Consider the following 23,289-nt stretch of genomic DNA (forward strand, 5'->3'; position numbering starts at 1 on the left):
TGATGACGAAGAGGGCGCCACGTCTTGGAAAACGGTGTGATGGATGCATCGCCCAGTAGATCGACCACGTCTCGAATCACGCCTTCTTGTAGACCGTTGCGCAACGACAGACTGGCGGCGGCCACGAACTTATCAAATGATCGCACAACCACAGCGGGAGAGAAGGCGTGGCTCAACAACTCACACCAGCAAAGGCCTGCGACTGGCTCGCTGCTCTCGATCAACGTCAAGCTCATCTGGACGAGAGATTACGCGACGCGCTTGCCACCTCCTTACCGGATCCTGAGCGGGTCAGTTGGATCGAGAGCGAGAAGCTGCGCGTGAAGGAGACGATCACATCACTCGCCCTGTATCTGCGAGACGGACCTTCCGATTCCTCAAAGTCCTCCGCACAACACTGAGCCTGGGTGATCAACGAGGGTCCCAGATTGGGGCTCTCTCCAGCCTTGTCCTGCGCTGGCGCCCCGATGGGTTGGCAAAGGAGACGGGGCAGATCTGAGCTGAGGTGGGTCCCTTCCTCGAGCGCCGCATGCGCGAGCGGCAGGCCGATGTGGCCCGGCATCCCTTCCCCACCTGCGGCGACAAGGCAGTACGGGCGCAGTCGATCCGCGGCCGCATGGCGCTGGACAGGCTGCACCTGCCGCGGGCCGCACCCTGGCGACAGAGCTTCGGGGCGGAGCTGCTGACCTTCCCGGCGGGCCGGCACGACGACCAAGTTGATGCGCTCGGGCTGGTCGGGCAGCTGTTGGACAGGATGGTGAAGGGCACCGCGCCCAAGCCACAGCAGGACGAGCGGGAGGACCGCTACGCCCGGCTCTTCGCCAACGACGATGAAGGCGCCACGTCCTGGAAGACGGTGTGATGCCGCTCTTTAGACACCGTCACGGGCTTTGCAGCACCACGCCAGCTCGCTAGTGCTCCCCGCCGGCCTCCCCGTTGGTGGGCAAGAAGGGCCGCAATGGGTGGAAGATAGCCGTGTCTGCATTCCCGCGCCTGGGCGCCGTGCCTACGGGCGCCACGGGCGGCGTCATGATGATGCTGCTTGGCGTGCTGCTCTTTGCCGTCAACGACACGCTCGGAAAGTGGCTGGTTGGCTCCTACACGGTGGGGCAGCTATTGCTGGTGCGCAGCATCGCCGGACTGTGCGCCATGGCCCCTTCGATCAGCAGGGTCGGTCCTTATGCCTTCCTGCAGGCGCCGCGGCCGGGGCTGCAGCTGCTGCGCGTGGTGTTCTCCACCCTGGAGTCTTCGCTCTTCTTCTGGGCCCTGACGGAGCTCCCCCTGGCAGAGGTCATGACCTACTATATGGCCGGTCCGATCTACGTGACGGCCCTCTCCCCTTTCCTGCTGGGCGAGCGCGTCGGCTGGCGCCGCTGGACAGCCGTGGCAGTAGGCTTCTGTGGCGTCGTCCTCGCTCTACATCCCTCACCCGGCTCCCTCTCCTTCGGTGCGGTCTCCGCCCTGGCGGGTAGCTTCAGCTATGCTTGCTTCCTGATCGCCACTCGCAAGCTAGCCGGTGTGCCTGGGACCGTGCTGATGACGGCGCAGCTCCTGGCGGCGCTCCTCTTCGGCACGGCGCTCGTCCTCATCCAAGGCTGGACGCCACCCGGGGTCATGGACCTCGTGCTGATGCTCCTTCTCGGCATCGGCTCGCTCAGCGGCAATCTTTGCGTGAACCAGTCGCTGCGGATCGCGCCAGCTTCCGTCGTTGTGCCCTACCAGTACACGCTGATCCTCTGGGGCATGCTCTTCGGCTACCTCTTCTTTGGCGAGGTGATCGGACCACTGACCATGGCGGGAGCGGCCATCATCATCGGCGCCGGCCTCTTCATCTTTCTCCGCGAGCAGCAGCTGCGTGGGAGGAACAGCTGAGATCACGTCAGCTCAGGGATCTGCGTCCAGTTGTAGGAACCAGCACGGCAGCGCTGCCTACGTCCGACCCGGGTCAGGCCCTGGCTACAGGACGGCCAAGAATAGCGCTTCAGCCCCCACCCAGGTGGCGCAAGGCGAGCAGCGGGATGAACGCGGCCAGGGCAACTGGCACGGACCAGTACTCCATCCTGATCCAGAAAAGCTTGTGTCGACGCTGGAGCTGAACCCGCTCTCCCGTGGCCGGATCCACAAGCTCCCGTCCTGGCTGGCTATTTAGACGTCGCCCAACAGCCAGTTAACAGCCGCCGCCGCGAATAGTCCCAGGCTGAACGCGACGAACGCAAGGTCAGGACGGCCGAGGGTTGTCAGGATCCACTGAAAGACGGCGCCGACTGCAACAGCGGTCCCCACAACGAGGGGGATCACGAGAATACCCCAGCCAGACCAGATGACGAGCATGCGTAGCCTCTCACGTGTGCCTCCGGAGCGGCGGCATCCTCGACCCTGATAGGAGCATGCACTCTCCTTCTGGGCAAACTGCCGAGCACCGTCCGTGCTTGGCAGCTTCGCATCGCAGCAGCAATTGGTTGATGCCCATGTTCAACACGGACCAACGGCCGTTGCTGGGTGGTGAACACCCCTTCGACTGGCAGCTGCCAACGCGGTACATCCACTCGACGCAACAGCCTCTTTCAACATGCCCTATTGCCGCATCCTGAGCATGGACTGAGAAACGGGCGAAGAATTGCTTGGTGATCGATCGGGTCTCGTGAGGAACAATCTCGACTAGACGCGTTGCATCGAAGCCCTACCTACGCCTCTCTCAAGGCAACACATCTAAGCGTGCCTGAGGACCTGGCTACGTCGCACCAGTTCGTTCACAGCCTCGCTGAGCGGTACTGACACGCCGGCGCCCATAGCAGATTTGAGTGCTATCTCCATGTCCTTGATGGACCACGGCATCTCTCCCGCCCGGTCCCAATGTTGTAGTGCCCAGTTGTTAGCGCTGCTGGTCACCAGGGCCCGACGCAGGGAGGCGAGGTCCAGATCCCAAGCTGCCGCGAGGCGTAGCCCCTCCTCATTCGCCATGGCACAGGCCCAGAGGATCATGTTGTTGACTGTCTTGGCGATCTGCGCCGCTCCAAGCCGAGTGCCGACAATCTCCACATCGGCCACGTAGGGCTTCATCAGCGCGGCCGCATCGTGGCAATCGGCGTCCGGGCCCGAAAGGAAGGCGAGAAGCGTACCGGCGATCGCACCCATCTCCGCACGGCACACGGGAGCGTCCACAACCCGGATGCCAGCGGCCAGGGCCACAGCGCCCATCCGGGCGACGAACTCCGGCGCCACGGTGCTGATGACCAGCACCAGCGTACCCGGCCGGCAGCAAGCGACGATGCCGCCCTCGCCGGTTATGATCTCCTCAGCCTGGCGCTCGGAGCCGACCATGATGACGACTGCTTCGGCCTGGGGGTATGCCCCCGAAGGGTCGGTGACGACTTGGCCGCCCTTTGCCACGAAGAGCGACCGCCGCTCCGCCGAGGGATCGAAACCAATTACCGCGTGGCCCGCATCGCGGGCATGGCACGCCATCGGCAGGCCCATGCGGCCCAGGCCTGAGTAGAGGATCATGCGCGCTGGCTCCCTGTTGGCCGGGTAGCGGCCTTTGAACATCCAGCCTCAGATGTTATCGAAGCGGACGAGGTCCTATCAGCCACAGGGCCGAAATTGACCATTGCACCGGGGGGAAAAGAGTGGACCTGCTGAAGAGCGTGCAGGTCTTCGCCAAAGTGGCCGAGACGGGCAGCTTCTCGCGCGCGGCCACTCGGCTATCCATTTCCAACGCGGCGGCCACTCGCCACGTGGCCATGTTGGAGAAGCGATTTGCGGTTCGCCTGTTCGAACGGACCACGCGTCGCCTTCGCCTGACGGAAGCCGGGCATGTCTGCCTGGAGCATTGCCTCCGCGCGCTGACGGAGCTGGAACTCGCCGAGATGTCGGCGAGCCATGGCGCCGTCACGCCGGAGGGGACGCTGCGCGTGAGCTCCACCTCCCTGTTCTGGATGGTGTGCATCGCGCCACGGCTGCCGGCCTTCCTACGGCGGTACCCAAGCCTGACGTTGCAGGTGAACCTGACCGAGCGGCAGCCCGATCTGGTCGACGAAGGGTATGACGCCTCCGTGCAGTTCCTGGAGCCGATTGGGCAGACGCTGGTGGCACGGCGGTTGCGCCGCATCGATCGAGTGGTATGTGCCTCACCGGACTACATCGCCCGCCGAGGAAGGCCGAGCAGCATTCCCGAAGTGGAAAGGCACGACTGTCTCGTCTACGCACAATCCGCCGAGGCGGTGGAATGGCAGTTCGACACAGAGGATGGTCGGGTGGCTGCCGTGCCGTTCGGCCAGCTCCGCTCGACCGACGCGCAGACGCTACGCCTGGCGGCGCTGGCCGGATTGGGAATTGTCCGCAGTCCGCGCTTCCTGATCGAGGAGGACATCCGAGACGGGCGCCTCATCCCGCTTCTAGACCATGCTCGTTCGGTCGACCCGGACCTGTACGTCGTGTTTCCCAGCCGCAAGTTCATGCCGGCCAAGCTGCGCGTCTTTGTCGACTTCCTGGGCACGGAGTTCGGCGAGCAGAGTGGCTAGGGGCCACCTCAGGCCGCCTGCTTCTGCCGCAGCCCCTCTCGCTCCAGACGTGGCAGCACCTCCTGCACGAAGAAAGGAATCTCTTTGAGATAATCGAGGAAGGCGATCGAGGTGCCTGCTAGGCCCCGGCCGCTCATCGCCGCCATCTCGGCCACAATGTCGTCGGGCGTTCCAACGAGCGGGAGGGCACCGGGATAGGCGCCGGCAAAGCGCTTCCCCGTCGTGACGTTGAAGCGTGAGTCGAACGGGCGGACAACTGTGGTGGCGCCGCTCCCAGCACTGGTTCCCCGCATGCGGCGGTAGTAGTCCTGCCCCTCCGTATCGGCCATTTCCTCGGCGAAGTAGTGGAAGAACTCTTCGGCTTCGCGCCGCGTTGGGCGGCATACGACATGCGACATGCCGAACACGGAGATGCTACGATTCCAGCTGGCCATGTAGCTGTCGACATCCGTGATAATGCCGGGAATCTGATCAACCTGTGTCAGGTTTGTGAAGAGAACATCGGCGGCCTGTGCGGCAAATTCTCGCCCTTTTGGCGAGAAGCCCGCCGACATGACGGCCGGCCATGGCCGCTGCACCGACAAAGGATCAGTCTCAAGGCGCCGGAGCTTGAAGAAGCGCCCGTCCCAATCAAATTCTGGCCCGCCCGACAGCAGCTTCGACCAGATCTGGAACCACTCCAGGCCATGATCATAGCGCGCGTCCTGGTCAATGGTGACGCCGTGCAGATCGAACTCCTCCTGGTTCCATCCGCAGACAATATTCAGGCCGGCTCGGCCGTGGGTGATGTGGTCGATCGTTGCCATTGCCTTGGCTGCGAAGGCCGGAGTGACGAGCGGGACGTGCACCGTGCAGAAGATGGCAATGCGCTGCGTGAGCGCACCGAGAGCCGCACCATGGGTTAATGTTTCGAAGGACCGACCGTAAATTTTGGCCTTGCCCTGGTAGGCGCGCCATTTGGCCACGGGCAGAATGAATTCGAGCCCCGCTTGGTCGGCGATGCGCGTCATCGCGACGATGTCGTCCCAATCCGCCTTCCAGCGCTCCGGCGCGAGGCTCATGGTCAGGCCGCCGTCGCAGTTGGCGCTGAAGATGCCCAGCTTGAAGCGGTTCGGGCCGAAGAGAGGGTTCCGCTGACGGCTGATCTCCATACTTTCCTCCCTGTGGTGAGACGAGCAGCATCCAGCGTGGTTTGATGGCACGGAAAAAGAGGGGCTGGCGAAAAACGCCTTTACGAGTAGGGGAAGAATGAAGCGACCGTCGACAGGCCACACATTATTGCAGTTTCTGTAAAGATCAGTTTCTCCCCACGAACATAATTTCCGCTCCCTTCCCGAGATAAGGTATGTAGGCCGTCGCGCGATCCGTTATGGCTCAGAAATACGAAACAGGAGGAAGCGCAGTTGCAACGGATTCTCCCGCCCGTATCCCGTCGCTCCCTGGCCAGCGCAGCCGTGGCAGGGCTGCTGGCGCCGGCTATGGCTTCCGCACAAGCCTATCCATCCCGGCCCATCCGACTCATCGTTCCCTGGCCGGCGGGGGGGATCGCTGATGCAGCGGGGCGGATCATCGCGCAGCATTTAGGTGAGCGGCTTTCGATACAAGTTTTCGTCGATAACCGCGGCGGCGCAAATGGGCGTATCGGCGCGGAAGTGGCCGCGAAGGCTACGCCGGATGGGCAGACGCTCTTTATGGCCTCCGCCGAGACCCATTCCATCAACCCGGCCATCTACCGCTCGCTTCCCTACAGCCCGACGCGTGACTTCGTGGCCATTGCTCCCTTCGTGCTTAACCCCTTCGCGCTTGTCGCGCGCACGAATTTCCCAGCGAGTTCGGTACGGGAAGTTATGGAGCTGGCAAAGGCGAGCCCTGGGAAGTTCACCTATGCCTCCTGGGGTATAGGCAGCACCTCGCAGATTGGCATGGAGATGATCAGCGCGCCGTCCGGTGCGCAGATGGTGCACGTGCCCTTTCCCGGCGAGGCGCCGGGAGTGGTTGCCCTGATGGCGGGACAGGTCGATCTCATGGTGCTGCCCGCCGCACGTGCAAACACCTTCCGACGCGAGGGCAAGGTGAAGGTTTTTGCCGTGACTCTGCAGGAGCGCCATCCATTGCTGCCCGATGTGCCCGGCATGCGTGAGGAGGGGTTCCCGGCTGTGAATGTGGCCAACTGGTTTGGCATCACAGCGCCGGCGAAGACACCGCCAGCCTACGTTGAGCGGCTGGCGGCCGAAGTGAATGCAATCGTCCAGGTTCCCGAGATTCGGTCTCAGTTCCAATCGTTGGGTGTTGATGCCCATCCACCCATGACCCAGCAAGCCTTTCAGAACTTCATAGTCTCCGATGCAGACCGCTGGGCTGATGTTGTCCGCCAGGCCAACATCAGCCTGGACTAGAGCTCACACCGCCCCATAGCCCGCATCGTCGTCGTGTGGAGCCACACAGTCTCACTCCGCGGTGCCGGCACACCCTTCTCCATCAGTGCCAGCGCCGGTCCCGCGTTGGTCGTGATCTCCTCTCCCTGGAGTGCCTCCACTTGAAAGGTAAGCCGGAGTGCGGTGCGGGTTGCCTCCTCCTGGCGCGTCTCCGCGGCTGCGGCAACACAGGGGGGCTCCAGCGGCCATCGTCGCCCAGCATGGCGCCTCTCGCCCGTGCCGTCGCAAGCGCCGCCCGGACCCGCTGCGAGACGAGTTCCCACGTCTCTGCGCATCGGCCCATTCGATAGCCGATCGGTGAGCGCAGCCCGTCGCCTACGCAGCGTGGCGACCCCGTGCCCCATCTCTGTTAGAGACAATTCATGCAAGACCGGTATGTCGGTGACATCGGAGACTACGCAAAGCTGGCCTTGCTACGCGCGGTCAGCCCGGGCCGGCAGCTCGGGGTCGCCTGGTGGCATTACCCGGACGAATGCCACACCAAAGATGGTCGGCACGTCGGCTATCTAAGCTTGCCGTCTAGGTGGCGGCACCTCGATCCTGAGTTGTTCGACAGCCTCGGTCGTATCGTTCAGGCCGGCGAAAGGAAGATCTCAGCCCTCCAGGACAATCGACTGCTTCCCGGCGCGGTATTTTGCGACGAGGTCATTCCCACCGGTTCATCCCCTGCGCGTCTGCGGGCGGAGCGTGCGGCGTGGTTCGCACGCGTGCATTCCAGACTTTCTGGTTGCGACCTAGTCTTCGTCGATCCGGACAACGGCCTGGAGCCGGCCGGCTATAGCCTCGGCGCGGTGAGCGGGGGCAAGTGCGTCAGCCTGGCACAGCTGAAGGCCCTCTCCGCTCCGGGTCGCACGCTCATCGTCTACCACCACCAGACGCGGCGAAAGGGTGGCCATCTCTCCGAAGTAGACTACTGGGTGGAGCGGCTGCGCGGGGAAGGATTCGACCGGGTGGACGCCGTCCGCGCTCGCCCGTTCTCGCCTCGTGCGTTCTTCTTGCTGGATGCAAACGATGACGTGCGAAGGCGCGCCGCGTCCATGGTCGAGCACTGGGACGGGCACATGTCGTGGCATCCGGACCCAGCGCGCACCGGCTCGGCGGAAGGCGCAGACCCTGCGCGTCAGCGCAAACGAGGTGTTCTCGGTCGCCTCAGGAGGTGGTTAGGGCGATGACGCCCGCGGCGGACGACCCCCTTGGCTCCTCGTCGCCCCGCCCTGCTGCCACGTAGGCGCGCCCTGGCGAGCGCCGGAGGTGGCCGCACGCCCGAGCACGCGTGCCACCGTCGTGTGCGTCCACGCACCGCGTCCCGCAGGAGGTAGCACGCCGCGCTCGTTCAGTGCACGTGCCAGGGCTGCTTGACCTTCAACACCCCTGGCCTGCAGGCGCTCGACTTGCAGTGCGAGGCGGTGTGCCGATCGCTCTGCCGCACCACGTCGTGCCTGCGTAGCAGCCGCTACATCCGGGCCTACCGCGGGCCGGTACCCCCGATCCCCGCCCAGCACCGCTCCCCTTGCTCGTGCGGCCGCCAGCGCCGCCCTCGTACGCTCCGAGATCAGCTCCCTCTCCTTCTGTGCCATGGCCGCATAGACCCGCATCATCAGGTCGTCCGCACCCGGCATGTCGGCCGCGCGGATGGAGATGCCCTCCCTTAGCAGCCCCGAGAGCGTGTGAGCGCGCCGGGTGATCCGATCGAGGCGCGCCGCCACCAGCACCGCCCCGAGCTGCCGGCAGCGGGTCAGCGCCGCCTGGAACCCGGGCCGGCGGTCGTCCTTGCCCGAGGCGATGTCCTGGTGCTCGGCAACAAGCGTCCAGCCCTCCCGCTCGACGAAGGCGCAGACGCTGGCCTGCTGCGCTTCCAGCCCAAGGCCCGAGTGCCCCTGCTCGGCTGTGGAGACCCGGTACAGCGCCACCGCGTAGCGGGGTTGGGTCGAGGCGCGACGCTGAGTGGCCATCAGCCCTGCTCCCCGGCGGCGATGCGGTAAACGCTGTAGCTGCCCTTCGCGCCCTGAGCCCCCGGTCCGACCTGGCGCACCCGCTCCAGCACCTCGACGGCGTGGCCCTTTTTCTTCAGCCCGGCGAGGAAGCCGCGGACCGTGTGCTGCGCCCAGCTGGTCGCCTCCATGACCTGGGCGATGGTAGTGCCCTCTGCCCGGCGCAGAAGGGTGAGGACTGCCTGCTGCTTGGTGCCCTCGCGTGGGCGACGTGGGACAACGAGGTCACGGGCCGGCCGACCGGCCCTGCTGCGGCTCAGAGCAGCCCTGAGCGCCTCGATAGAGTCCGGCAAGGCGGAGCGTTCCACCCCCGCATCCCAGGCCGCCAGCAGGGCGGTTGCGGCGTCTCGCAGCGTGCTGCGAGGCTGTGGATGGGAAACGCGCAACACCTGGGCCTCTGACGCGGCCGTGCTGGTCTTGCCTGCCTCCCTGCCCTCCTGCGCCACTTGGCCGGCATTTCCGGCCAACTCCGCCGCGCTCGGCACACCGACTGCCGTCAGCCCGGCTGCGGTAATCCGCCACATTATCGTAGCGCTGCCGCCTGGATCGGGGACCACCTCCAGCAGCCCGGCCCTCAGCATGCTCTAAAGCACTGAGTTCCGAGCGGCAGCGGGCAGGTTCGGGGGCGCCTCGGATAGTCCTGCCGGGTGCTGGGCGGCGGCGCTGAGGATCTGCGCCTGGGTGGGGGAGAGCGGCTTCGTCACTGTCAGGCTCCTGGATCGAACCCGACCATCGGGTCCTACGACCCAGTGCCCTGCCGAGAGCCGGTCAGGGTGGCGCGGAAGGGCAGCCCCTCGCAGCGGCCTTCATCGTTCGCTCTGTCCGGGCGGAAAGACAAGCACTCCTCTAAAGCCCTCTGCGGGAGGTCGCCAAGGCCGTAGACACAGCAGATGTCTAGAGCAAAAATTGCTCAGCCCGCCTCTGCTGCATCATAGAATTCCTCTTGCCTCATCAGGGTCCCTCCGCTCTTTCTGGGGCAAGCTCACACGGGCACCCCCGCCGGGCCGATCCGAGCTAACTCTAAGCGGTGGCAACCAGCAGGGGCTGCCGCGGCTCGAACCAGTGTCCCAGTTGATCGAGGGGCTCAGCGCGCCCGAAGAAGTAGCCCTGGGCTTCCGTCCAGCCGGCTTCCCGGATCTGCTCCAACTGGGCGTTGCTCTCGACGCTCTCTGCCGTGGTGGTCATGCCGAGCTGCGTTGCGAGGCTCACCACTGATCGCACGATGGCGAGGTAGTCATTGCGCGTCGCCATATCCCTCACGAAGGACTGGTTGATCTTGTCGAAGGGGAAGCTGCGTAAGTAGGTGAGCGAGGAGTACTTCGTGCCGAAATCATCCAGTGCGATACGAAGCTACTCGCTTCCTGTTCGTGGCGGACGCTGCGCCTAGCAGTGCAATCTACTCCGCACTTACAAGATTGCTCGACGTTCAATCAGCGGGTCCGAGGCTTTTGAGCAGGCCAAAGACCTGCTTGCGAATGGCAGGATCGGTGATCCGATAGTAAGCGCGCACCAGTTCGAGCGTCTCGCGCTTGTGCAGGGTGTCATCCTTGAGCCCCTCCTGGCTTTCGGCGAAACCGGCCCCGCGCGACCGCACAGGGCCAGCGACGCCGCTCATGGTGTCCGGCATGTCGTCGAAGAAGAAGCCGATCGGCACGTCGAGCACGCCCGCGAGGTCGAAGAGCCGGCTAGCACCAATGCGGTTAATGCCTCGCTCATACTTCTGAACTTGCTGGAAGGTGAGCCCAATGGCCTCGCCCAGCTTCTCCTGGCTCAAGCCGAGGAGGGTGCGGCGCAGGCGCACACGGCTGCCAACATGCACGTCGATGGGGCTCGAGCGAGCCTGCTCCTTCTCCTGAGGCTCCAGCAGCTCACCATTCATCGACTCATCTCCCCTCACCCACCAAACAGGCCATTCTGCGGGTTGGGTCTCAACTCCCGCGCGAGAAAGTTATGATAACGTAAAGTCCGGCACACGCGGTAGTTGCGATGTCAGTATTATTTTGTGGTGAATCTCTCAAATATTGTTGCCGCCCCGGGTGGGGCGGTGTCATGTGCGGCCATGCCGTAAGGAGCGAGCCGAAATTTGCCCCCCAACTTCGTTAACTTACTCAAACGGGATTGACTGGCGAAGGTCCGCTGTCCACCTGATTAACGGTGTCCTCCTTGAGTGGAAGGTTAACCGACAGGAAGGGAGCGTGTCATACAGGGGTACTTTGCAGAGATGGGCTCGCTTACGTCGCGTCCGGGGGACGATCGTCTGCCATCTGCCGTTCTCGCGATTGCAGCCTTGGCGGACTGCGCCAGACAGCAGCATCTCACCGCGGCCGATGACCTACTCGTCGAGATCCTGATGCTCCTCCTCACCACCCAAGCAACGCCTTCGCACGAGGAGCGTGTTGCCGCCGAGGACTGCGCCATAGGTGCGATGCGCCTGTTGTGCGAGCCGGCGGGCCCAAAGTAGCGCGGCAGCTGGCATCTGCGTCCCTGGTTGCGGGCGTGCCAAGTCAAGGCACGCGAGAGAGGGCCTCACGCTGTGCGATGAACTCAAACCCCACTTCGACTCCGCGTTGCCAGCAGCGCCGTGCCACACGGACCGCCCCGCCTGGCAGCTTCAGGAGTACCCGCTCGGGGATCTCAGCGTACTCGAGCAGGCATAAGCGCGTCCCAGCAACCGAAAGGTCGAAGGCGGCGCAGTTCAGGGAGGTGCCACCGCAAACAATTTGCGCTCCCTTGATCATGAGGTGCCGAGAAGCGGCTCGCCGTTCCATTCCGGAATTCCTTGCGAATGTGGTACGTATTGCTCAATTGCGGGTTCGCTGTCCACAATCTCCCGGCGGAAGAGGGAAGTACTTGCGCGACCCTCAACCGGCTGTCTACCAGAGTGGCTCTGAAGTGGCTCCGCGTCCTACCCGGCGGCGCGACGGATCCTCTCCGGATCCAGCACCCCCTTCGCGCCCCATCCTTTTTCCTCCGGCTCTACCTCAGGCCGGAACTGCTCGTAGAGATGGAAGCCAATCCGGTTGAGGTCGTCGGAATCCATGGGCTTGGCCAAGTCCTCCATAGCCTTCCGGACGGCCGCGAGGTGCTCCCCTAGGGCACGTTCGACATAGCTCCGCGCCGGCGCCACCGCGGCCGCCTTCGCCTCGGCTAGTGCAACGTCCCGAGCCCAGCAGGGACCGGCTACTATAAGGCCTGCTGAACAACCCGGTCGATCCGTTGATCGGCCAAGCCCAGAAGGCCTGCAGCGAAGCTGAAGCGGTAGCTCGCGGAAACGGTAACCGTGATGACCTTGCTCGAGCTGTTGAGAATGCAGGAGGGCTGCGCCAGCGTCAGTTGCCCAGTTGACAACCCCACGGGGAGCGGCGGGCGGATGATCGCGTTGGAAAGATCGGCCAAGCACCGACTGGATGGGTCATTGCTGACATAGACCACTGTCGCACGCAGCGTAGTGTCGGCGTGATGGTTCAATGCGTCCAAGGTGTAGAGATAGCGCCCCATCTCGATGCCTGCGAGGAGCAACGTCAGGAAGGGCACGACGACCAAGCCAAATTCCAGCGTCACCGCACCGCGCTGGCCGACCCTAGCGAAGACGGAGTTCGACATGGCCGCTCAGTGTGATGGCAGGGATGATTGCAGCAGAAAGCGGTGTACTGGCCGAAAAAGGGCGCGTCACCCGCACCGAAATATAGGTTGCCGACGCGTCACTCCCGCATGAACCACCCTGGCAGGAAACCACGTCTCCGTTGGGGCAGCGACAGACCTTGGCCGGAGACGGAATATTGATGTCACCCCAACCCTGCAGGTTCGTGCGGACAGCGGCCGAAATGCCGTCGCTGTCATCGGGGCGACTGAAGGCGTATTGTGCGCCCGCACGCGCCGCTGCCTCCAGCCGCAGCGTCTGCTGCATGGCATTGCCCACGTCGATCCCCCCTGCCACCAGGAGGGCGAGGACCGGCGCTATCAGCCCGAATTCCAGCGCGGAGACCCCGCTGCGGCTGCGCAAGAGGCAGTTGACGATCCTTCTCATTCAACCAGCCGCGGCACTTTAATCTCCGGAACGGCAGTGTTCCGACCGGCGCACCCACTCACATCGAACGGGAAATTACTGAGTTGCCCTACCTCCAGCGTGCCGGCGACCAAGGGAAGGCAGGTGCTCGGGGTAGGCGCCGACATGCTAGCGATCTTCACGTAGCCGTTCGGCACATAGATGCCTCCGCCCAGTTGGATGGAACTGAGACTTGTCATCGATAGGGTCGGGCTGCTGCTACTGCCCGAGGCACCGGCATCTGAGCGCACGATGATCATGCCGTTCAGCGCCGTACTGTAGCGGTTCGTTGCCGGCGCGGTGATGCGGGCCGTCGACAGGCTGGTGAAACTTGCCTGCCCCGGCCGGCTGCCTAACAGGGCAATCGTGCAGTCGTCGCAGAGAAAGGTGCTGAGGTTCTGCGCTGAAAAGGAGGCGGCGGTCCCCGCTCCGGTGCCCACCAAAATGAAGGTGCAGCCGGTGCAGCGCAGCGCCGATAGACTGCTGATGGTGAGCGAAGCGTCGCGGAAGATGTAGGTGCCGGGGTCTAACTCTACCGAACTGTCCTTCCCGATGGCATAGGCACCGTTGCAAAATGCGGTCCCAGTCTGCTCGAAGGCTGGGATTTCGACCTTCGAGTTAAACAACTTGACGTTGCTGGTGCTGCAAGGCGGATTAGGCGCCTGCAGCGCATCCACTGCCTGGTAGGGATTGCCGATCCGAGGGGCATTGTTCTGATAGCCCTCCGTGAGCGTGACGTTCCGGTTAGTGCAGCCGGCGCAGGTACCCGCCGTTACCACGCCCTGTGCGGAGAAGGAGCTACCGGTCGAACCGATGTTCACCGAGCCGCTGCCCGTGCCATTGGCGCCGATGCTGCAGCCTCTTGTCTCGACCTGCCCGTAATTCGAGAAGGTGGCCGTGCCGTTCAGTGCCAGCAGGCATACCTTCGTCGTGCCCATGAGCATGGCCACGGCTCGGACGCGAATCTCAGCTTCAGGTTGCTGAAACAGCGCGCCCGCCAGGCTCAACGGTTGACGCCGGGTAATCTCCACCTCAAAGGCCTTGCCGGGTACCAAGTGGGTGCCACTAGCTGGCGGTGTGCGAACCGCCAGCCTCGTGTCCGCCGCAGCTCCAAAGCCGTTGAGCGTTGCGACCTCCATCCCGGCAGCCAGGGCAGCGGCCTGAGAGCGGCTCTCCGCGGCCGAGGCAGCCGCAATGGCTGCGGTGTCCGCGGCGCTCTGCGCGCGGCGCTGCGTTAGGTAGAGCAGGCCTCCATCGGCAGCGAGCGCCACAGCACCGAGCAAGGCCGTGGTGCTTGCGGCGAAAAGCAATGCCGTCGCGCCTCGCTGGTTACCTCGGAGGCAGCCCAAGGCATGCCACAGCCTTGCGGTCAGGAAGAAAGACACGGGTGGGTCATCCTGTCTCCTGGAGGGTTGAGACTCTGGGGCATGTGGCGCGACGTAAGGGTAGTCGAGCCCGGACTTCTTGCACCTTAGGATTGATCCGAGTTGGAAAAAAAGCGGGGCAGCAACAAAAAATCAGCTTGTGGTTGCGCTTTCCGATCGATTAACACTATGTGCAACCGGAGCGTGCAGTAACATGATCGAGATCGCCCGATGGTCGGGCGACGTCATGTGGCTCCGGACACCGAACGGAGTGAACCCATGATGGGTAAGGCGCTTGTTCTTCTCACCAAGCTGCAGTCCGACCGGAAGGGTGTGACCGCCCTCGAGTACGGCATCATCGCCTCCGTGGTAGTGGTGGCCGTGGCCGCAGCTCTCACCCAGCTTGACTTCACAACTTTTTTTGGAAGCGTAATGACCAAGGTAAACGGCGGGCTCCCCAAGTAAAGAGGGGACAGGCTCGCCGGGCCATTCAATCCGCTACGAACAGGGGCGGCTTGCGTCGCTGCCCCTGTTCAACACGGCCCTGAATACCGCGGAACGAATCAGCATGGTCCTCTCCGCTTGGCTCCCCCTGCTGGCGGTCATCGCCTGGCGCGATATTACCACCCGCACAATTCCGGACACGGCAAGCCTGGCGCTGGCCGTTCTAGGTTTCACCTATAACTTGGTTCTCTATCCCTACGGCATCGCCTTCTCTGTGATCGCTGCCATGGCGCTCTTCGGTGTGCTGCTCTTCCTTTTCGCTCGCGGCGCTCTGGGCGGCGGCGACGTGAAGCTTATGGCGGCCCTAGCCCTTGGTATGTCTGCTCTCGAGATCTGGCATTTTGTCGTCGCCACGGCTATGGCGGGCGGAGTGCTCGCGCTTCTCTACCTGCTGTTGTCGCGGCTGCTGCCGGCACCTTCGGCGCACCCTGCTGCCTCCAACATCCTGGGGCGCCTCGCCCGTGTCGAGGTGTGGCGTATTCGCCGCCGCGGCCCCCTGCCCTATGGCGTCGCCATCGCGGCGGGCTGCGTAACCATCCTGCTGCAACGGGCTCTAGCATAGGGACACGGCCATGCGCCTGATTTTGGTCCTGGTCCTGCTGCTTAGCGCGGCCGGCCTGGGGCTTATTGCTTGGCAGGCCGTGCAGCCGCCCGCGCCGAGGCCCGTCGCTGCGGCGGAGGCCGCCCCAACGCCGCCGGCTCGCATCCGCCTGCTGGTTGCCGCCCGCGCGCTGCCTGCCGGTTCCCTCCTGAAGGAGGAGGACGTGGCAGTGCGGGAGGTCTCCCCGCAGGAGACGCCCGGTAACGCCCTGCCCGACACCCCCGAGCAGCGAACCGAGCTGCGCGGCGCGATGCTGCGCGTCTACCACGATGCCGGCACCTTCCTGGCCTCCGCTGACGTGCTGCGCCCGCGGGACCGTGGCTTCCTCTCCGCCGTACTACGGCCGGGCACGCGCGCCATTTCCGTTGGTGTCGATGCCATTACGGGCACGGCCGGGCTCATCTGGCCGGGCGACCAAGTGGACCTGATTCTCACCCAGGAATTCACCCCCGCCCAAGCTGCTCCGGACCGGCGCGTTGTGGCGGAGACGGTGTTGACCGACATCCGCGTCATTGCCGTTGACCAGCGTCTGACGCAGGGCGCCGGCGGCGAGGCTCCCTCTCATGAGGTCGCCCGCACCCTTACCCTGGAGGTCACGGGGAAGGAGGCGGAGCGAGTCGCGGTAGCGGGCCGCCTTGGGCGTCTTTCCGTGACCGTCCGCGCCATGCAAGATGGGGAGGCGACCGAGCCGGCCGGCCGCTCCGCCGTCTTTGGCGCCGATGTCTCCAGTGCGCTTGCGCAGCCCGGCCCGGAGACCAGCCTTCGCATGAAGGTGGTCCAGGGAACCGAGACGCAGGACGTGACCTTTCGATGAAGCTGCCGACACTGCCTATCCTGCTCTGCGCGGCCCTGGCCGGCACCACCGGCGCACACGCACAGACGCCTCCCTTGGCCGCCGCAGTTGCGCCCCTGCCCTTAAGCGCTGCTGCGCAACTGCAGGCGGGCACCGGTCAGTTGCTGAGCCTGCCGCGCCCCGCCGCCACAGTCATCGCGGCAGACCCTCGGATTGCCCGTGTCCAACCCACCTCCCCCACTGGACTCTTCGTCATGGGTGTGGCGGAAGGCCGCACCACGGTGATCGCGACGGCTGCGGACGGCTCGGTCGTTGCCCAGTACGATATCGCCGTGCGCGGCACGGTGGGCCCGGCTGCAGGCACCGGCATGCCAACGGTGCTGGGCGGTGCGCCCGGCGCGGCGCCGACCGTGGCGGTGAACACCGCGGCGCTTGAGGCTGCCCTGCGGGACGCACTGCCGGGTGCGCGCGGGCTGCGTGTCCGCACCACCCCCTCCGCCATCGTGCTGGAGGGCAGCGTCTCCACTCCAGCCGAGGCCCAGCGCGCCACGGCCCTGGCTGGTGCCTTCGGCGGCGAGGGCCGGTCGGTGGTGAACGAGATGCGCGTGCTTTCCAGCACGCAGGTGAATGTGCGTGTCCGCATTGCCGAGATCTCACGCCAGATCACGCGCGACCTAGGGCTTAACTGGCAGGCCATCGGCAGCGTTGGCAGTTTCGCACTCGGCCTGCGCAGCGGCGCTGCGGCCGGTACCGTAGCGAACGCCATCACCTCGGCCGCCGGCTCGCTGGCAAGTGGAGTGGCGCCCTCGCGGCTCGGGGCCGGGGTGCAGACCAACCGCCTCGACATCAATGCGATCATCGACGCGCTGGCCGCCGACCAACTCATCACCATCCTGGCCGAGCCGAACCTCACCGCCCAGTCCGGGGAGACGGCGAGCTTCCTCGCGGGTGGAGAGTTCCCGCTGCCCGTCGCGGCAAACCTCACCGGCCAGATCACCATCGAGTTCAAGCCCTTCGGCGTCAGCCTCTCCTTCGTTCCCACGGTGCTCACGGCAGACCGGATGAGCCTGCGTGTCCGCCCCGAGGTGAGCGAACTCTCCCAGGCCGGCGCAATCAGCGTGCCGCTGAGCGGTGGCACCGTGCAAATTCCGGCGCTCACTGTGCGACGGGCAGAGACGACGGTGGAACTCGGCAGCGGCCAGAGCTTCGCCATCGCCGGTCTGCTCCAGCGCAGCACGACGCAGGTCGGGCAGGGTGTCGCCGGGCTTGGGGATCTGCCGGTACTCGGGCCGCTCTTCCGCTCCAACAGCTTCCGCCGCAACGAGAGCGAGTTGGTCATCATCGTCACCCCCTACATCGTGCGGCCGGTCTCCGATCCTTCGGCACTGGGCACCCCGGTCGACGGCTTCCGTCCCGCGACCGACCTGGACCGCGTGCTACGGCAGCGCCAGATCGCCCGCGGCGCTCCCCCGCTGCCAGCGTTGAGCCGTGCCGTGGACGCTGGCTTCATGCTGGAGTAGCGCCGTGATAACCCGCATCCTCCTGGCCTTCGCCCTGCTCCTGCCAGGCTGCAGCCCCGACCCGATCGACCGCCCCGGCACTTGGCGCGCCACCGGCCTGAACGATCGGAACCTGCGCGCCATGCTGGCCGACCCGGCACATGCGGAGCGCGGGGTCGGCGCGGCGGACGGCCGCGGCGACACCGCGGCCGCGGCCGTGCAGCGCCTACGCGACGACAAGCTGCGCCCGCTTCAGGACCCGCGTGGTCTCCAGGGGGGAGCGAATGCCCCCCGTTGACACTTCTAAAGGCGCGGAGACGAATGAACGCCCGGCCGTTCTAGCCTTCCTAGCGGATGAGGAGAGCGAGGCGGCCCTACGCGGTGGCCTAGCAGAATGGGCAGATGCCGTGCCAGTACGGCGTGGCAACGTCCGGACGGCGCAGCGCGCGCTAGAGCGAGAGCCAACCCCGCGCCTCCTGATTGTAGACGTATCGAACATCGAGGATCCGGCAGCTGCGCTGGACCAGCTAGCATCGGTTTGCTCTCCGGATGTGCAAGTGCTGGTGGTGGGTGACCGGGCCGATCTGAGCTTTTATCGAGGGATCACGCGCGAACTCGGCGTTGAGGAGTACATCTACAAGCCGCTTACTCGTGACAATGTTGGCCGCCTCTTTGGGCCGCCAATCGCAAAGCTGCTAACCACAGGGGAAGGCAGCGGTTTGGCCTCGCGCGGCGGGAACGTCATTGCGGTCGGCGGCGTGCGGGGCGGCGTGGGCGCGACCACCATCGCCGCGAACCTTGCACTGCACCTCTCGGAGGTAACGCGTGGCCATGTCGCACTGCTGGATCTGCACCTGCGTGGCGGCAGCACAGCATTGGCCTTCGGCGTGCGGCCCGGCGCCGGACTGCGTGTCGCACTGGAGGAGCCGGAGCGCGTAGATGCCCTCTTCTTGGACCGTGTGGCCATCCCTATCTCCGACCGCCTGCGGCTCATTGCCGCGGAGGAGCCGCTAGAAGCGGCTCCCGCAGCGAAGGAGGAAGGTATCGACCGGGTCCTGGAGCTGCTGCGCGCCCGCTTCAACGCTGTCGTTGTCGATCTCCCCATTCCTCCCGGCGTGATGGAACGGCGCGTCCTTTCCGTGGCACGACACCGCATTCTGGTGATGGGTCCGGAAGTCGCAAGCATCCGTGATGCGGGAGCTGGCCGGCGCATGGTAACGGCGCTCGCCGGTGGAGCGGCACCGATAGTCGTGCTCAATCGCGCGGGCATGCGCGGTGCCCTCGGCACCACGCTGGTAGCCGAGGGGCTGGGTGGGCCGCCCGACATCACCATCCCTGACCTACCGGGGCATCTACCAAAGGCTATGAATCTCGGCCGCCCAGCCTTGCGTGACAGTGCGGCCTTCCGCCGCGCCCTAGCACCGCTAGCCCGGGAGATCTCAGGCAATGAGACGGAGGCGGTGCCCGGCGGGTTGCTCCGGTTCGCACAACTTTGGAGGCGTCGATGAAGCCCTTTGGTCGTCGTGCCGAATTCGCGTCTCCATCGGCATCGGCCGAATCGGTACCGGCCGATGCTGTGGATGCGTTACCGGAGCGGCCAGCCACGCGGGCGGCGCCCCTCTCGCGCCTGCGGACACAGGTACTGGATCGGGTGGATCCGGTGGTTGCAGCAGAACTACCCGCCTCGGTATTGCGCAGCCAACTTGAAGCACTGGTGCATGAATTGGCGGGGCGCGACCGGCTGGAGCTGTCGGCGCGCGAGCAGGCCCGGCTCGCTGAGGAGCTGACGCATGATATGGTGGGATACGGGCCGCTCGAGCCACTGCTACAAGATGATAGCATCAGCGACATCATGGTGAACGGCCCCGACCGGGTATTCATTGAGGTGCGGGGCAAGATGCGTCTCTCCGACGTGCGTTTCCGGGATGCGGCCCAGGTGGCGAACATCGCCCAGAAGATGGCCGCCGCAGTGGGTCGTCGCGTCGACGAGTCCAGTCCGCTTTTGGACTGCCGTCTTGCCGATGGCAGTCGCGTCAACGTCGTCTTCCCGCCCTTGGCACTGGACGGACCCTGTCTGTCCATTCGTAAATTTTCGAAGAAGAAGATCGACTTCGCTGCTATGGTCGCGAATGGCAGCATGATCCCGTCCGTGGCGCGTGTGCTGGAGATCGCGGCTCGATGTCGCCTCAACATAGTCGTTTCCGGAGGTACGGGTTCCGGCAAGACCACGATGATGAATGCGCTGAGCAGGCTGATCGATCACGAAGAGCGTATTGTCACCATCGAGGACGCCGCCGAGCTGCAGTTGCAGCAGCCCCATGTAGTGCGTCTGGAAACACGCCCGCCAAACCTGGAGGGCAAGGGCGAGATTAACCAGCGCGACCTGATGAAGAACGCGCTGCGTATGCGCCCGGACCGTATAATTGTCGGTGAGGTCCGCGGTGCGGAGGCCTTCGACATGTTGCAGGCGATGAACACAGGCCATGACGGCTCAATCTGCACTATCCATGCCAATACCGCCCGCGATGCCGTCACCCGCATCGAGAATATGGTGCAGATGGGGAGCATGTCGCTGCCACAGCGCGCCATTCGCACACAGATCGCCAGTGCCGTTGACCTGATCGTGCAGGTGGAGCGGATGCGTGACGGCGTTCGCCGTGTAGCGCAGATTGCCGATGTATGCGGGCTAGAGGGCGACGTCATTACGATGAATGACGTCTTCACCTATGAGTTCGAGGGCGAGGATGCAAATGGCGGCCTTCTCGGTCGCTATGTCAGCAGCCGCACGCGCCCTGGCTTCTCCGAAAAGCTGCGTTATTTTGGCCTTGAGCGGGCCTGGATGGACGCGGTGCAGGAATTGCCGGCATGATGTCCGTGCTGCTACTCGCAGTGGCCAGCATGCTCTGCACAGCGGCAGCGTTGATTATGCGCGGCGGCGCGCAGGCCAAGTTGCGCGCGCGGGTCCGCAGCGCGGGGGCTCTGCCCGTGACCACGGCGCCTTCCGTGGCTCATCCAAATATCCGTACGGTGCAGCGGTCTCAGAGCCCCTTCCTGCAGCGCGTCCTACGGCTGGTGGCCTACAATCCCGACAACCCAGCGGCGCACAGCATCCCCTGGCCGCTGGTCCTGTTGGCTGGCATCTTAGTCGGCCTGCTCGGCTATTCGCGCGCGAGTAGCTATTTCGGACCGATGATCGGCGCTGCCGGTGGGCTTGCATCGGCTTTTCTGACCATCCGGAATTTATTCATTTGGCAGAGCCGCCGCTACACGGGCGCGCTCTTTCAGCAACTGCCGGATGCGCTCGGCGTTATTTCGCGTGGTGTACGAGCCGGATTGCCGATGACAGAGGCGCTGCGTAGCGTCGCTCGGGAGATGCCATCGCCGACGCGGGAGGCTTTCGGCCGCATCGTTGGCGAAATCGCCATCGGTCGGTCCGCGGACACCGCCCTTTGGGCGCTGTACGAGCGGACCCGCCTGGCCGAATACGCCTTCTTCTCCGTCATGATCGGCCTGCAGGCGCAGACCGGCGGTAGCCTGACTGGCTCGCTCGACACGCTCGCCGACATGGTCCGCAAACGCGTGGCCATGCGCAGCCGCGCTCGCGCCTTGGCTGCCGAGGCCCGCATGTCAGCCATCATCCTGGGCGTGCTGCCCTTCATCGCGGCGCTGGGTCTCTCCTTTCTTCAGCCCGGCTACCTGGACATCTTCATGAACACGTCCAAGGGGCATAGCATGCTGATGACAGCGCTAACCTTTCTCGGGATGGGCATCCTGGCCATTCGGTGGCTGATCCGTAAGAACACTAGCGAATGACAATTGGCGGTTTCTCTCCCTTGGCCCTGGCAGGCATCGCCGGCGTTGGCGCGCTGCTCCTCGTGCTGGCAGCGTCAGTGCTGCTGCACCGAGAGGCACGGCAGCGCGACATCAGCGCCCGCATCCGCCAGGTGACCCGCCCTTCGATCACTGAGCATCGATCCACAATCTATGCCTTCCAGCCGCTACTGCGGGCACTGCAGCGGTTAGGCGAGGTGCTGCGGCAGACGGCCCTTTTCTCGGAAAAGGATCTGCGGGGGCTCGAACGGGCCGTGGCTGCGGCCGGCTTCAACGCGCACCGCGCCGTCTCCACCTTTCTCGGCATCAAGCTGGTGGCAGTGCTGCTTCTGCCGGTGCTTGGGTGGTTCGCGGCGAAGCTGACAGGGGGCGGGCAGACCATGCTGCTCTTTCCAGCCGCTGGGGTGGTGCTCGGCATCCTAGCTCCAGGCTGGGCGGTGCGGGCGCTGCGCAATCCTTACGTCACCGCTCTTGAGCGCGGCCTACCGGACGCGCTGGACCTCTTGGTCGTCTGCGCCGAGTCGGGGCTCGGACTGGACAGCGCGGTGGACCGCGTGGCGCGCGAAATGGAGTTTTCCAACCCAGCTATCGCGGTCGAGCTGGCATTACTGAGCCAGGAGTTGCGCATGCTGCCGGACCGCCGCGACGCGTTGACGCGCCTCGGCGAGCGTACGGGAGTGGAGAGCATCCAACGGCTGTCTGCCACCTTATCTCAGACGATCCGCTACGGCACCCCTCTCTCTCAGGCCCTACGCGTGCTAGCTGCGGAGATGCGGCAGGAGCGGATGACGCGGATGGAGGAACGCGCCGCGCGTCTGCCCGCGCTGCTGGTGCTTCCTCTGGTCCTTTTTATCCTGCCCTGCCTTTTCATCGTACTCATTGGTCCGTCCGCCATTAGGATCATGGAGCAAATGTCAGGACGTTAAATGCGCCTCTATCGCTGCCTGCCCTTCACCGGTCTCCTACTTCTCAGCTCCTTGCTTGCCGGCTGCGCCACGAGCGTCCGTGATGAGGCAGCTGCCCGGCTACGAGTCGCGGCCGTGGCGGAGAAGTCCGGCCAAGGAGATGTGGCCCTGTCCCTCTACGCCGCCGCCGCTGCGCAGGCTCTCAACGACCCGGAGGTACAGCTTCGCTATGTGCGGGCTCTGCAGGCGAATGGCCAACCAGTACAAGCTGCAGGCCTTCTGGAGGAAGCGCTGCGCCGCAACCCGGGCAGTGATCTGCTGCTGACGGAAACGGCTCGTCTGCGCCTGAGGATGGGCCAAGCCGAGGAGGCTTTGGCAGCATATCGCCAGGTGCTAACGCGTGCGCCGCGTAACATCGCGGCGCTGAATGGCCAGGGCATTGCGCTCGACCTGCTCGCTCGACATGAGGAGGCGCAGCAAAGCTATGAAGCCGTGCAGGCAATCGAGCCAGGCAATATAGCGGCCGCAAACAACCGTGCGCTTTCTATGCTGCTCCAGGGGAAGGCGGCGTCCGCGGCCGCTCTGTTTGCAGCGCTCGACCGGCCTGGCGAGGCAGAGCGTATCCGGCAGAATCACGAAATTGCCCGTCTGGTATCAGGGGATGCGGGCGGGGATCCCGATCTTCGTGCCCTCGCTGCAGCTTTAAGATGAACAAGCGCGTGGTACCGGAAACTGGTGGCAGCCATGGTCCGAAGCACCCCCTTCTGCAACGGAGCCCCAGAGAATGTTTGCGCCGGGTTC

26 protein-coding genes are annotated in these 23,289 nt (G+C 64.8%); 15 read left to right on the plus strand and 11 right to left on the minus strand.

Annotated elements, in window-relative coordinates; genetic code table 11:
• Positions 1 to 224 (minus strand): hypothetical protein (locus D9599_RS31670; protein WP_232481009.1); only part of this gene is annotated, 224 nt, incomplete at its 3' end.
• 281 nt (positions 225 to 505) lie between these two features.
• Between D9599_RS31670 and D9599_RS27655 the strand changes: the two genes are divergently transcribed.
• Together D9599_RS27655 and D9599_RS27660 are read left to right on the plus strand one after the other, a co-directional pair.
• Entirely contained in the window at positions 506 to 862 is a 357-nt protein-coding gene (locus D9599_RS27655; RefSeq protein WP_198384518.1) for a hypothetical protein, read from the plus strand.
• Between the two features lie 113 nt (positions 863 to 975).
• Positions 976 to 1,872 (plus strand): DMT family transporter, encoded by an 897-nt coding sequence (locus D9599_RS27660; protein ID WP_309228733.1) that lies wholly within the window; start codon positions 976 to 978, stop codon positions 1,870 to 1,872.
• 837 nt (positions 1,873 to 2,709) lie between these two features.
• Here the strand turns inward: D9599_RS27660 and D9599_RS27665 are convergent.
• A complete protein-coding gene (locus D9599_RS27665; protein WP_198384519.1) occupies positions 2,710 to 3,504 on the minus strand; it encodes an NAD(P)-dependent oxidoreductase in 795 nt (264 codons plus the stop codon).
• Positions 3,505 to 3,626: 122 nt separating this feature from the next.
• On the opposite strand from D9599_RS27665, the gene D9599_RS27670 reads away from it, so the two are divergent.
• Complete coding sequence (locus D9599_RS27670; RefSeq protein ID WP_198384520.1) at positions 3,627 to 4,520, plus strand: LysR family transcriptional regulator; 894 nt, start codon at positions 3,627 to 3,629, stop codon at positions 4,518 to 4,520.
• Between the two features lie 8 nt (positions 4,521 to 4,528).
• Here D9599_RS27670 and D9599_RS27675 read toward each other — a convergent pair whose 3' ends face one another.
• The gene (locus tag D9599_RS27675; RefSeq protein ID WP_198384521.1) at positions 4,529 to 5,671 is read right to left on the minus strand and encodes an LLM class flavin-dependent oxidoreductase; all 1,143 of its coding nucleotides are present in this window, start codon (positions 5,669 to 5,671) and stop codon (positions 4,529 to 4,531) included.
• A gap of 252 nt (positions 5,672 to 5,923) precedes the next feature.
• Between D9599_RS27675 and D9599_RS27680 the strand changes: the two genes are divergently transcribed.
• Both D9599_RS27680 and D9599_RS27685 read left to right on the plus strand, forming a co-directional pair.
• Entirely contained in the window at positions 5,924 to 6,916 is a 993-nt protein-coding gene (locus D9599_RS27680) for a tripartite tricarboxylate transporter substrate binding protein (RefSeq protein ID WP_198384522.1), read from the plus strand.
• 401 nt (positions 6,917 to 7,317) lie between these two features.
• Entirely contained in the window at positions 7,318 to 8,127 is an 810-nt protein-coding gene (locus D9599_RS27685) for a hypothetical protein (RefSeq protein WP_198384523.1), read from the plus strand.
• Here the strand turns inward: D9599_RS27685 and D9599_RS32170 are convergent.
• The 8 genes from D9599_RS32170 to D9599_RS27725 all read right to left on the minus strand — a co-directional run bounded on the left by D9599_RS32170 (position 8,116) and on the right by D9599_RS27725 (position 14,376).
• Positions 8,116 to 8,907 (minus strand): recombinase family protein, encoded by a 792-nt coding sequence (locus D9599_RS32170; RefSeq protein WP_198384524.1) that lies wholly within the window; start codon positions 8,905 to 8,907, stop codon positions 8,116 to 8,118. The genes D9599_RS27685 and D9599_RS32170 overlap by 12 nt on opposite strands.
• Positions 8,907 to 9,527 (minus strand): DUF3489 domain-containing protein, encoded by a 621-nt coding sequence (locus D9599_RS27695; RefSeq protein ID WP_198384525.1) that lies wholly within the window; start codon positions 9,525 to 9,527, stop codon positions 8,907 to 8,909. Before D9599_RS27695 ends, D9599_RS32170 begins: the two co-directional genes overlap by 1 nt.
• 439 nt (positions 9,528 to 9,966) lie before the next feature.
• Positions 9,967 to 10,290 (minus strand): EAL domain-containing protein, encoded by a 324-nt coding sequence (locus D9599_RS27700; protein ID WP_198384542.1) that lies wholly within the window; start codon positions 10,288 to 10,290, stop codon positions 9,967 to 9,969.
• Positions 10,291 to 10,372: 82 nt separating this feature from the next.
• The gene (locus D9599_RS27705) at positions 10,373 to 10,825 is read right to left on the minus strand and encodes a helix-turn-helix domain-containing protein (RefSeq protein WP_198384526.1); all 453 of its coding nucleotides are present in this window, start codon (positions 10,823 to 10,825) and stop codon (positions 10,373 to 10,375) included.
• A gap of 1,026 nt (positions 10,826 to 11,851) precedes the next feature.
• Positions 11,852 to 12,073 carry a hypothetical protein gene (locus tag D9599_RS27710; RefSeq protein WP_198384527.1) on the minus strand — a complete coding sequence of 74 codons (222 nt, stop codon included), beginning with the start codon at positions 12,071 to 12,073 and terminating at the stop codon, positions 11,852 to 11,854.
• A 56-nt stretch (positions 12,074 to 12,129) separates the two neighbouring features.
• Positions 12,130 to 12,549: a TadE/TadG family type IV pilus assembly protein gene (locus D9599_RS27715; protein WP_198384528.1), complete on the minus strand. Its 420-nt coding sequence runs from the start codon at positions 12,547 to 12,549 to the stop codon at positions 12,130 to 12,132.
• Positions 12,527 to 12,973 carry a TadE/TadG family type IV pilus assembly protein gene (locus D9599_RS27720; RefSeq protein WP_198384529.1) on the minus strand — a complete coding sequence of 149 codons (447 nt, stop codon included), beginning with the start codon at positions 12,971 to 12,973 and terminating at the stop codon, positions 12,527 to 12,529. The genes D9599_RS27715 and D9599_RS27720 overlap by 23 nt, the downstream gene beginning before the upstream one ends.
• A complete protein-coding gene (locus tag D9599_RS27725) occupies positions 12,970 to 14,376 on the minus strand; it encodes a pilus assembly protein TadG-related protein (protein WP_198384530.1) in 1,407 nt (468 codons plus the stop codon). The genes D9599_RS27720 and D9599_RS27725 overlap by 4 nt, the downstream gene beginning before the upstream one ends.
• A gap of 258 nt (positions 14,377 to 14,634) precedes the next feature.
• Here D9599_RS27725 and D9599_RS27730 point away from each other — a divergent pair, with 258 nt between their 5' ends.
• From D9599_RS27730 to D9599_RS27775, 10 genes are all read left to right on the plus strand, one after another.
• A complete protein-coding gene (locus D9599_RS27730) occupies positions 14,635 to 14,820 on the plus strand; it encodes a Flp family type IVb pilin (protein WP_198384531.1) in 186 nt (61 codons plus the stop codon).
• A 103-nt stretch (positions 14,821 to 14,923) separates the two neighbouring features.
• Positions 14,924 to 15,421: a prepilin peptidase gene (locus tag D9599_RS27735; protein WP_198384532.1), complete on the plus strand. Its 498-nt coding sequence runs from the start codon at positions 14,924 to 14,926 to the stop codon at positions 15,419 to 15,421.
• Positions 15,422 to 15,431: 10 nt separating this feature from the next.
• Positions 15,432 to 16,274, plus strand: a complete 843-nt coding sequence (gene cpaB, locus D9599_RS27740) for a Flp pilus assembly protein CpaB (RefSeq protein ID WP_198384533.1) — start codon at positions 15,432 to 15,434, stop codon at positions 16,272 to 16,274.
• Positions 16,271 to 17,773: a type II and III secretion system protein family protein gene (locus D9599_RS27745; RefSeq protein ID WP_198384534.1), complete on the plus strand. Its 1,503-nt coding sequence runs from the start codon at positions 16,271 to 16,273 to the stop codon at positions 17,771 to 17,773. Before cpaB ends, D9599_RS27745 begins: the two co-directional genes overlap by 4 nt.
• A 4-nt stretch (positions 17,774 to 17,777) precedes the next feature.
• Positions 17,778 to 18,050 carry a hypothetical protein gene (locus D9599_RS27750; protein WP_198384535.1) on the plus strand — a complete coding sequence of 91 codons (273 nt, stop codon included), beginning with the start codon at positions 17,778 to 17,780 and terminating at the stop codon, positions 18,048 to 18,050.
• Between the two features lie 259 nt (positions 18,051 to 18,309).
• Complete coding sequence (locus D9599_RS27755) at positions 18,310 to 19,260, plus strand: hypothetical protein (RefSeq protein ID WP_198384536.1); 951 nt, start codon at positions 18,310 to 18,312, stop codon at positions 19,258 to 19,260.
• The gene (locus D9599_RS27760; protein WP_198384537.1) at positions 19,257 to 20,621 is read left to right on the plus strand and encodes a CpaF family protein; all 1,365 of its coding nucleotides are present in this window, start codon (positions 19,257 to 19,259) and stop codon (positions 20,619 to 20,621) included. Before D9599_RS27755 ends, D9599_RS27760 begins: the two co-directional genes overlap by 4 nt.
• A complete protein-coding gene (locus tag D9599_RS27765; RefSeq protein ID WP_198384538.1) occupies positions 20,618 to 21,565 on the plus strand; it encodes a type II secretion system F family protein in 948 nt (315 codons plus the stop codon). The genes D9599_RS27760 and D9599_RS27765 overlap by 4 nt, the downstream gene beginning before the upstream one ends.
• A complete protein-coding gene (locus D9599_RS27770) occupies positions 21,562 to 22,509 on the plus strand; it encodes a type II secretion system F family protein (protein ID WP_198384539.1) in 948 nt (315 codons plus the stop codon). Before D9599_RS27765 ends, D9599_RS27770 begins: the two co-directional genes overlap by 4 nt.
• Positions 22,510 to 23,199 (plus strand): tetratricopeptide repeat protein, encoded by a 690-nt coding sequence (locus tag D9599_RS27775; protein ID WP_198384540.1) that lies wholly within the window; start codon positions 22,510 to 22,512, stop codon positions 23,197 to 23,199.
• Positions 23,200 to 23,289 lie beyond the last annotated feature (90 nt).

The sequence above is a fragment of the Roseomonas sp. KE2513 genome, assembly GCF_016107305.1.
Taxonomy (GTDB): domain Bacteria; phylum Pseudomonadota; class Alphaproteobacteria; order Acetobacterales; family Acetobacteraceae; genus Roseomonas.

Excerpts from the sequence above, each read along its gene's own strand:
- D9599_RS27765 (WP_198384538.1), top strand. The coding sequence starts at position 20,618 with ATGATGTCCGTGCTGCTACTCGCAGTGGCCAGCATGCTCTGCACAGCG.
- D9599_RS27775 (WP_198384540.1), top strand. The coding sequence starts at position 22,510 with ATGCGCCTCTATCGCTGCCTGCCCTTCACCGGTCTCCTACTTCTCAGC.
- D9599_RS27695 (WP_198384525.1), bottom strand. The coding sequence starts at position 9,527 with ATGCTGAGGGCCGGGCTGCTGGAGGTGGTCCCCGATCCAGGCGGCAGC.
- D9599_RS27770 (WP_198384539.1), top strand. The coding sequence starts at position 21,562 with ATGACAATTGGCGGTTTCTCTCCCTTGGCCCTGGCAGGCATCGCCGGC.
- D9599_RS27715 (WP_198384528.1), bottom strand. The coding sequence starts at position 12,549 with ATGTCGAACTCCGTCTTCGCTAGGGTCGGCCAGCGCGGTGCGGTGACG.
- D9599_RS27730 (WP_198384531.1), top strand. The coding sequence starts at position 14,635 with ATGATGGGTAAGGCGCTTGTTCTTCTCACCAAGCTGCAGTCCGACCGG.
- D9599_RS32170 (WP_198384524.1), bottom strand. The coding sequence starts at position 8,907 with ATGGCCACTCAGCGTCGCGCCTCGACCCAACCCCGCTACGCGGTGGCG.
- D9599_RS27705 (WP_198384526.1), bottom strand. The coding sequence starts at position 10,825 with ATGAATGGTGAGCTGCTGGAGCCTCAGGAGAAGGAGCAGGCTCGCTCG.
- D9599_RS27665 (WP_198384519.1), bottom strand. The coding sequence starts at position 3,504 with ATGATCCTCTACTCAGGCCTGGGCCGCATGGGCCTGCCGATGGCGTGC.
- D9599_RS27760 (WP_198384537.1), top strand. The coding sequence starts at position 19,257 with ATGAAGCCCTTTGGTCGTCGTGCCGAATTCGCGTCTCCATCGGCATCG.
- D9599_RS27675 (WP_198384521.1), bottom strand. The coding sequence starts at position 5,671 with ATGGAGATCAGCCGTCAGCGGAACCCTCTCTTCGGCCCGAACCGCTTC.
- D9599_RS27685 (WP_198384523.1), top strand. The coding sequence starts at position 7,318 with ATGCAAGACCGGTATGTCGGTGACATCGGAGACTACGCAAAGCTGGCC.
- D9599_RS27720 (WP_198384529.1), bottom strand. The coding sequence starts at position 12,973 with ATGAGAAGGATCGTCAACTGCCTCTTGCGCAGCCGCAGCGGGGTCTCC.
- cpaB (WP_198384533.1), top strand. The coding sequence starts at position 15,432 with ATGCGCCTGATTTTGGTCCTGGTCCTGCTGCTTAGCGCGGCCGGCCTG.
- D9599_RS27735 (WP_198384532.1), top strand. The coding sequence starts at position 14,924 with ATGGTCCTCTCCGCTTGGCTCCCCCTGCTGGCGGTCATCGCCTGGCGC.
- D9599_RS27745 (WP_198384534.1), top strand. The coding sequence starts at position 16,271 with ATGAAGCTGCCGACACTGCCTATCCTGCTCTGCGCGGCCCTGGCCGGC.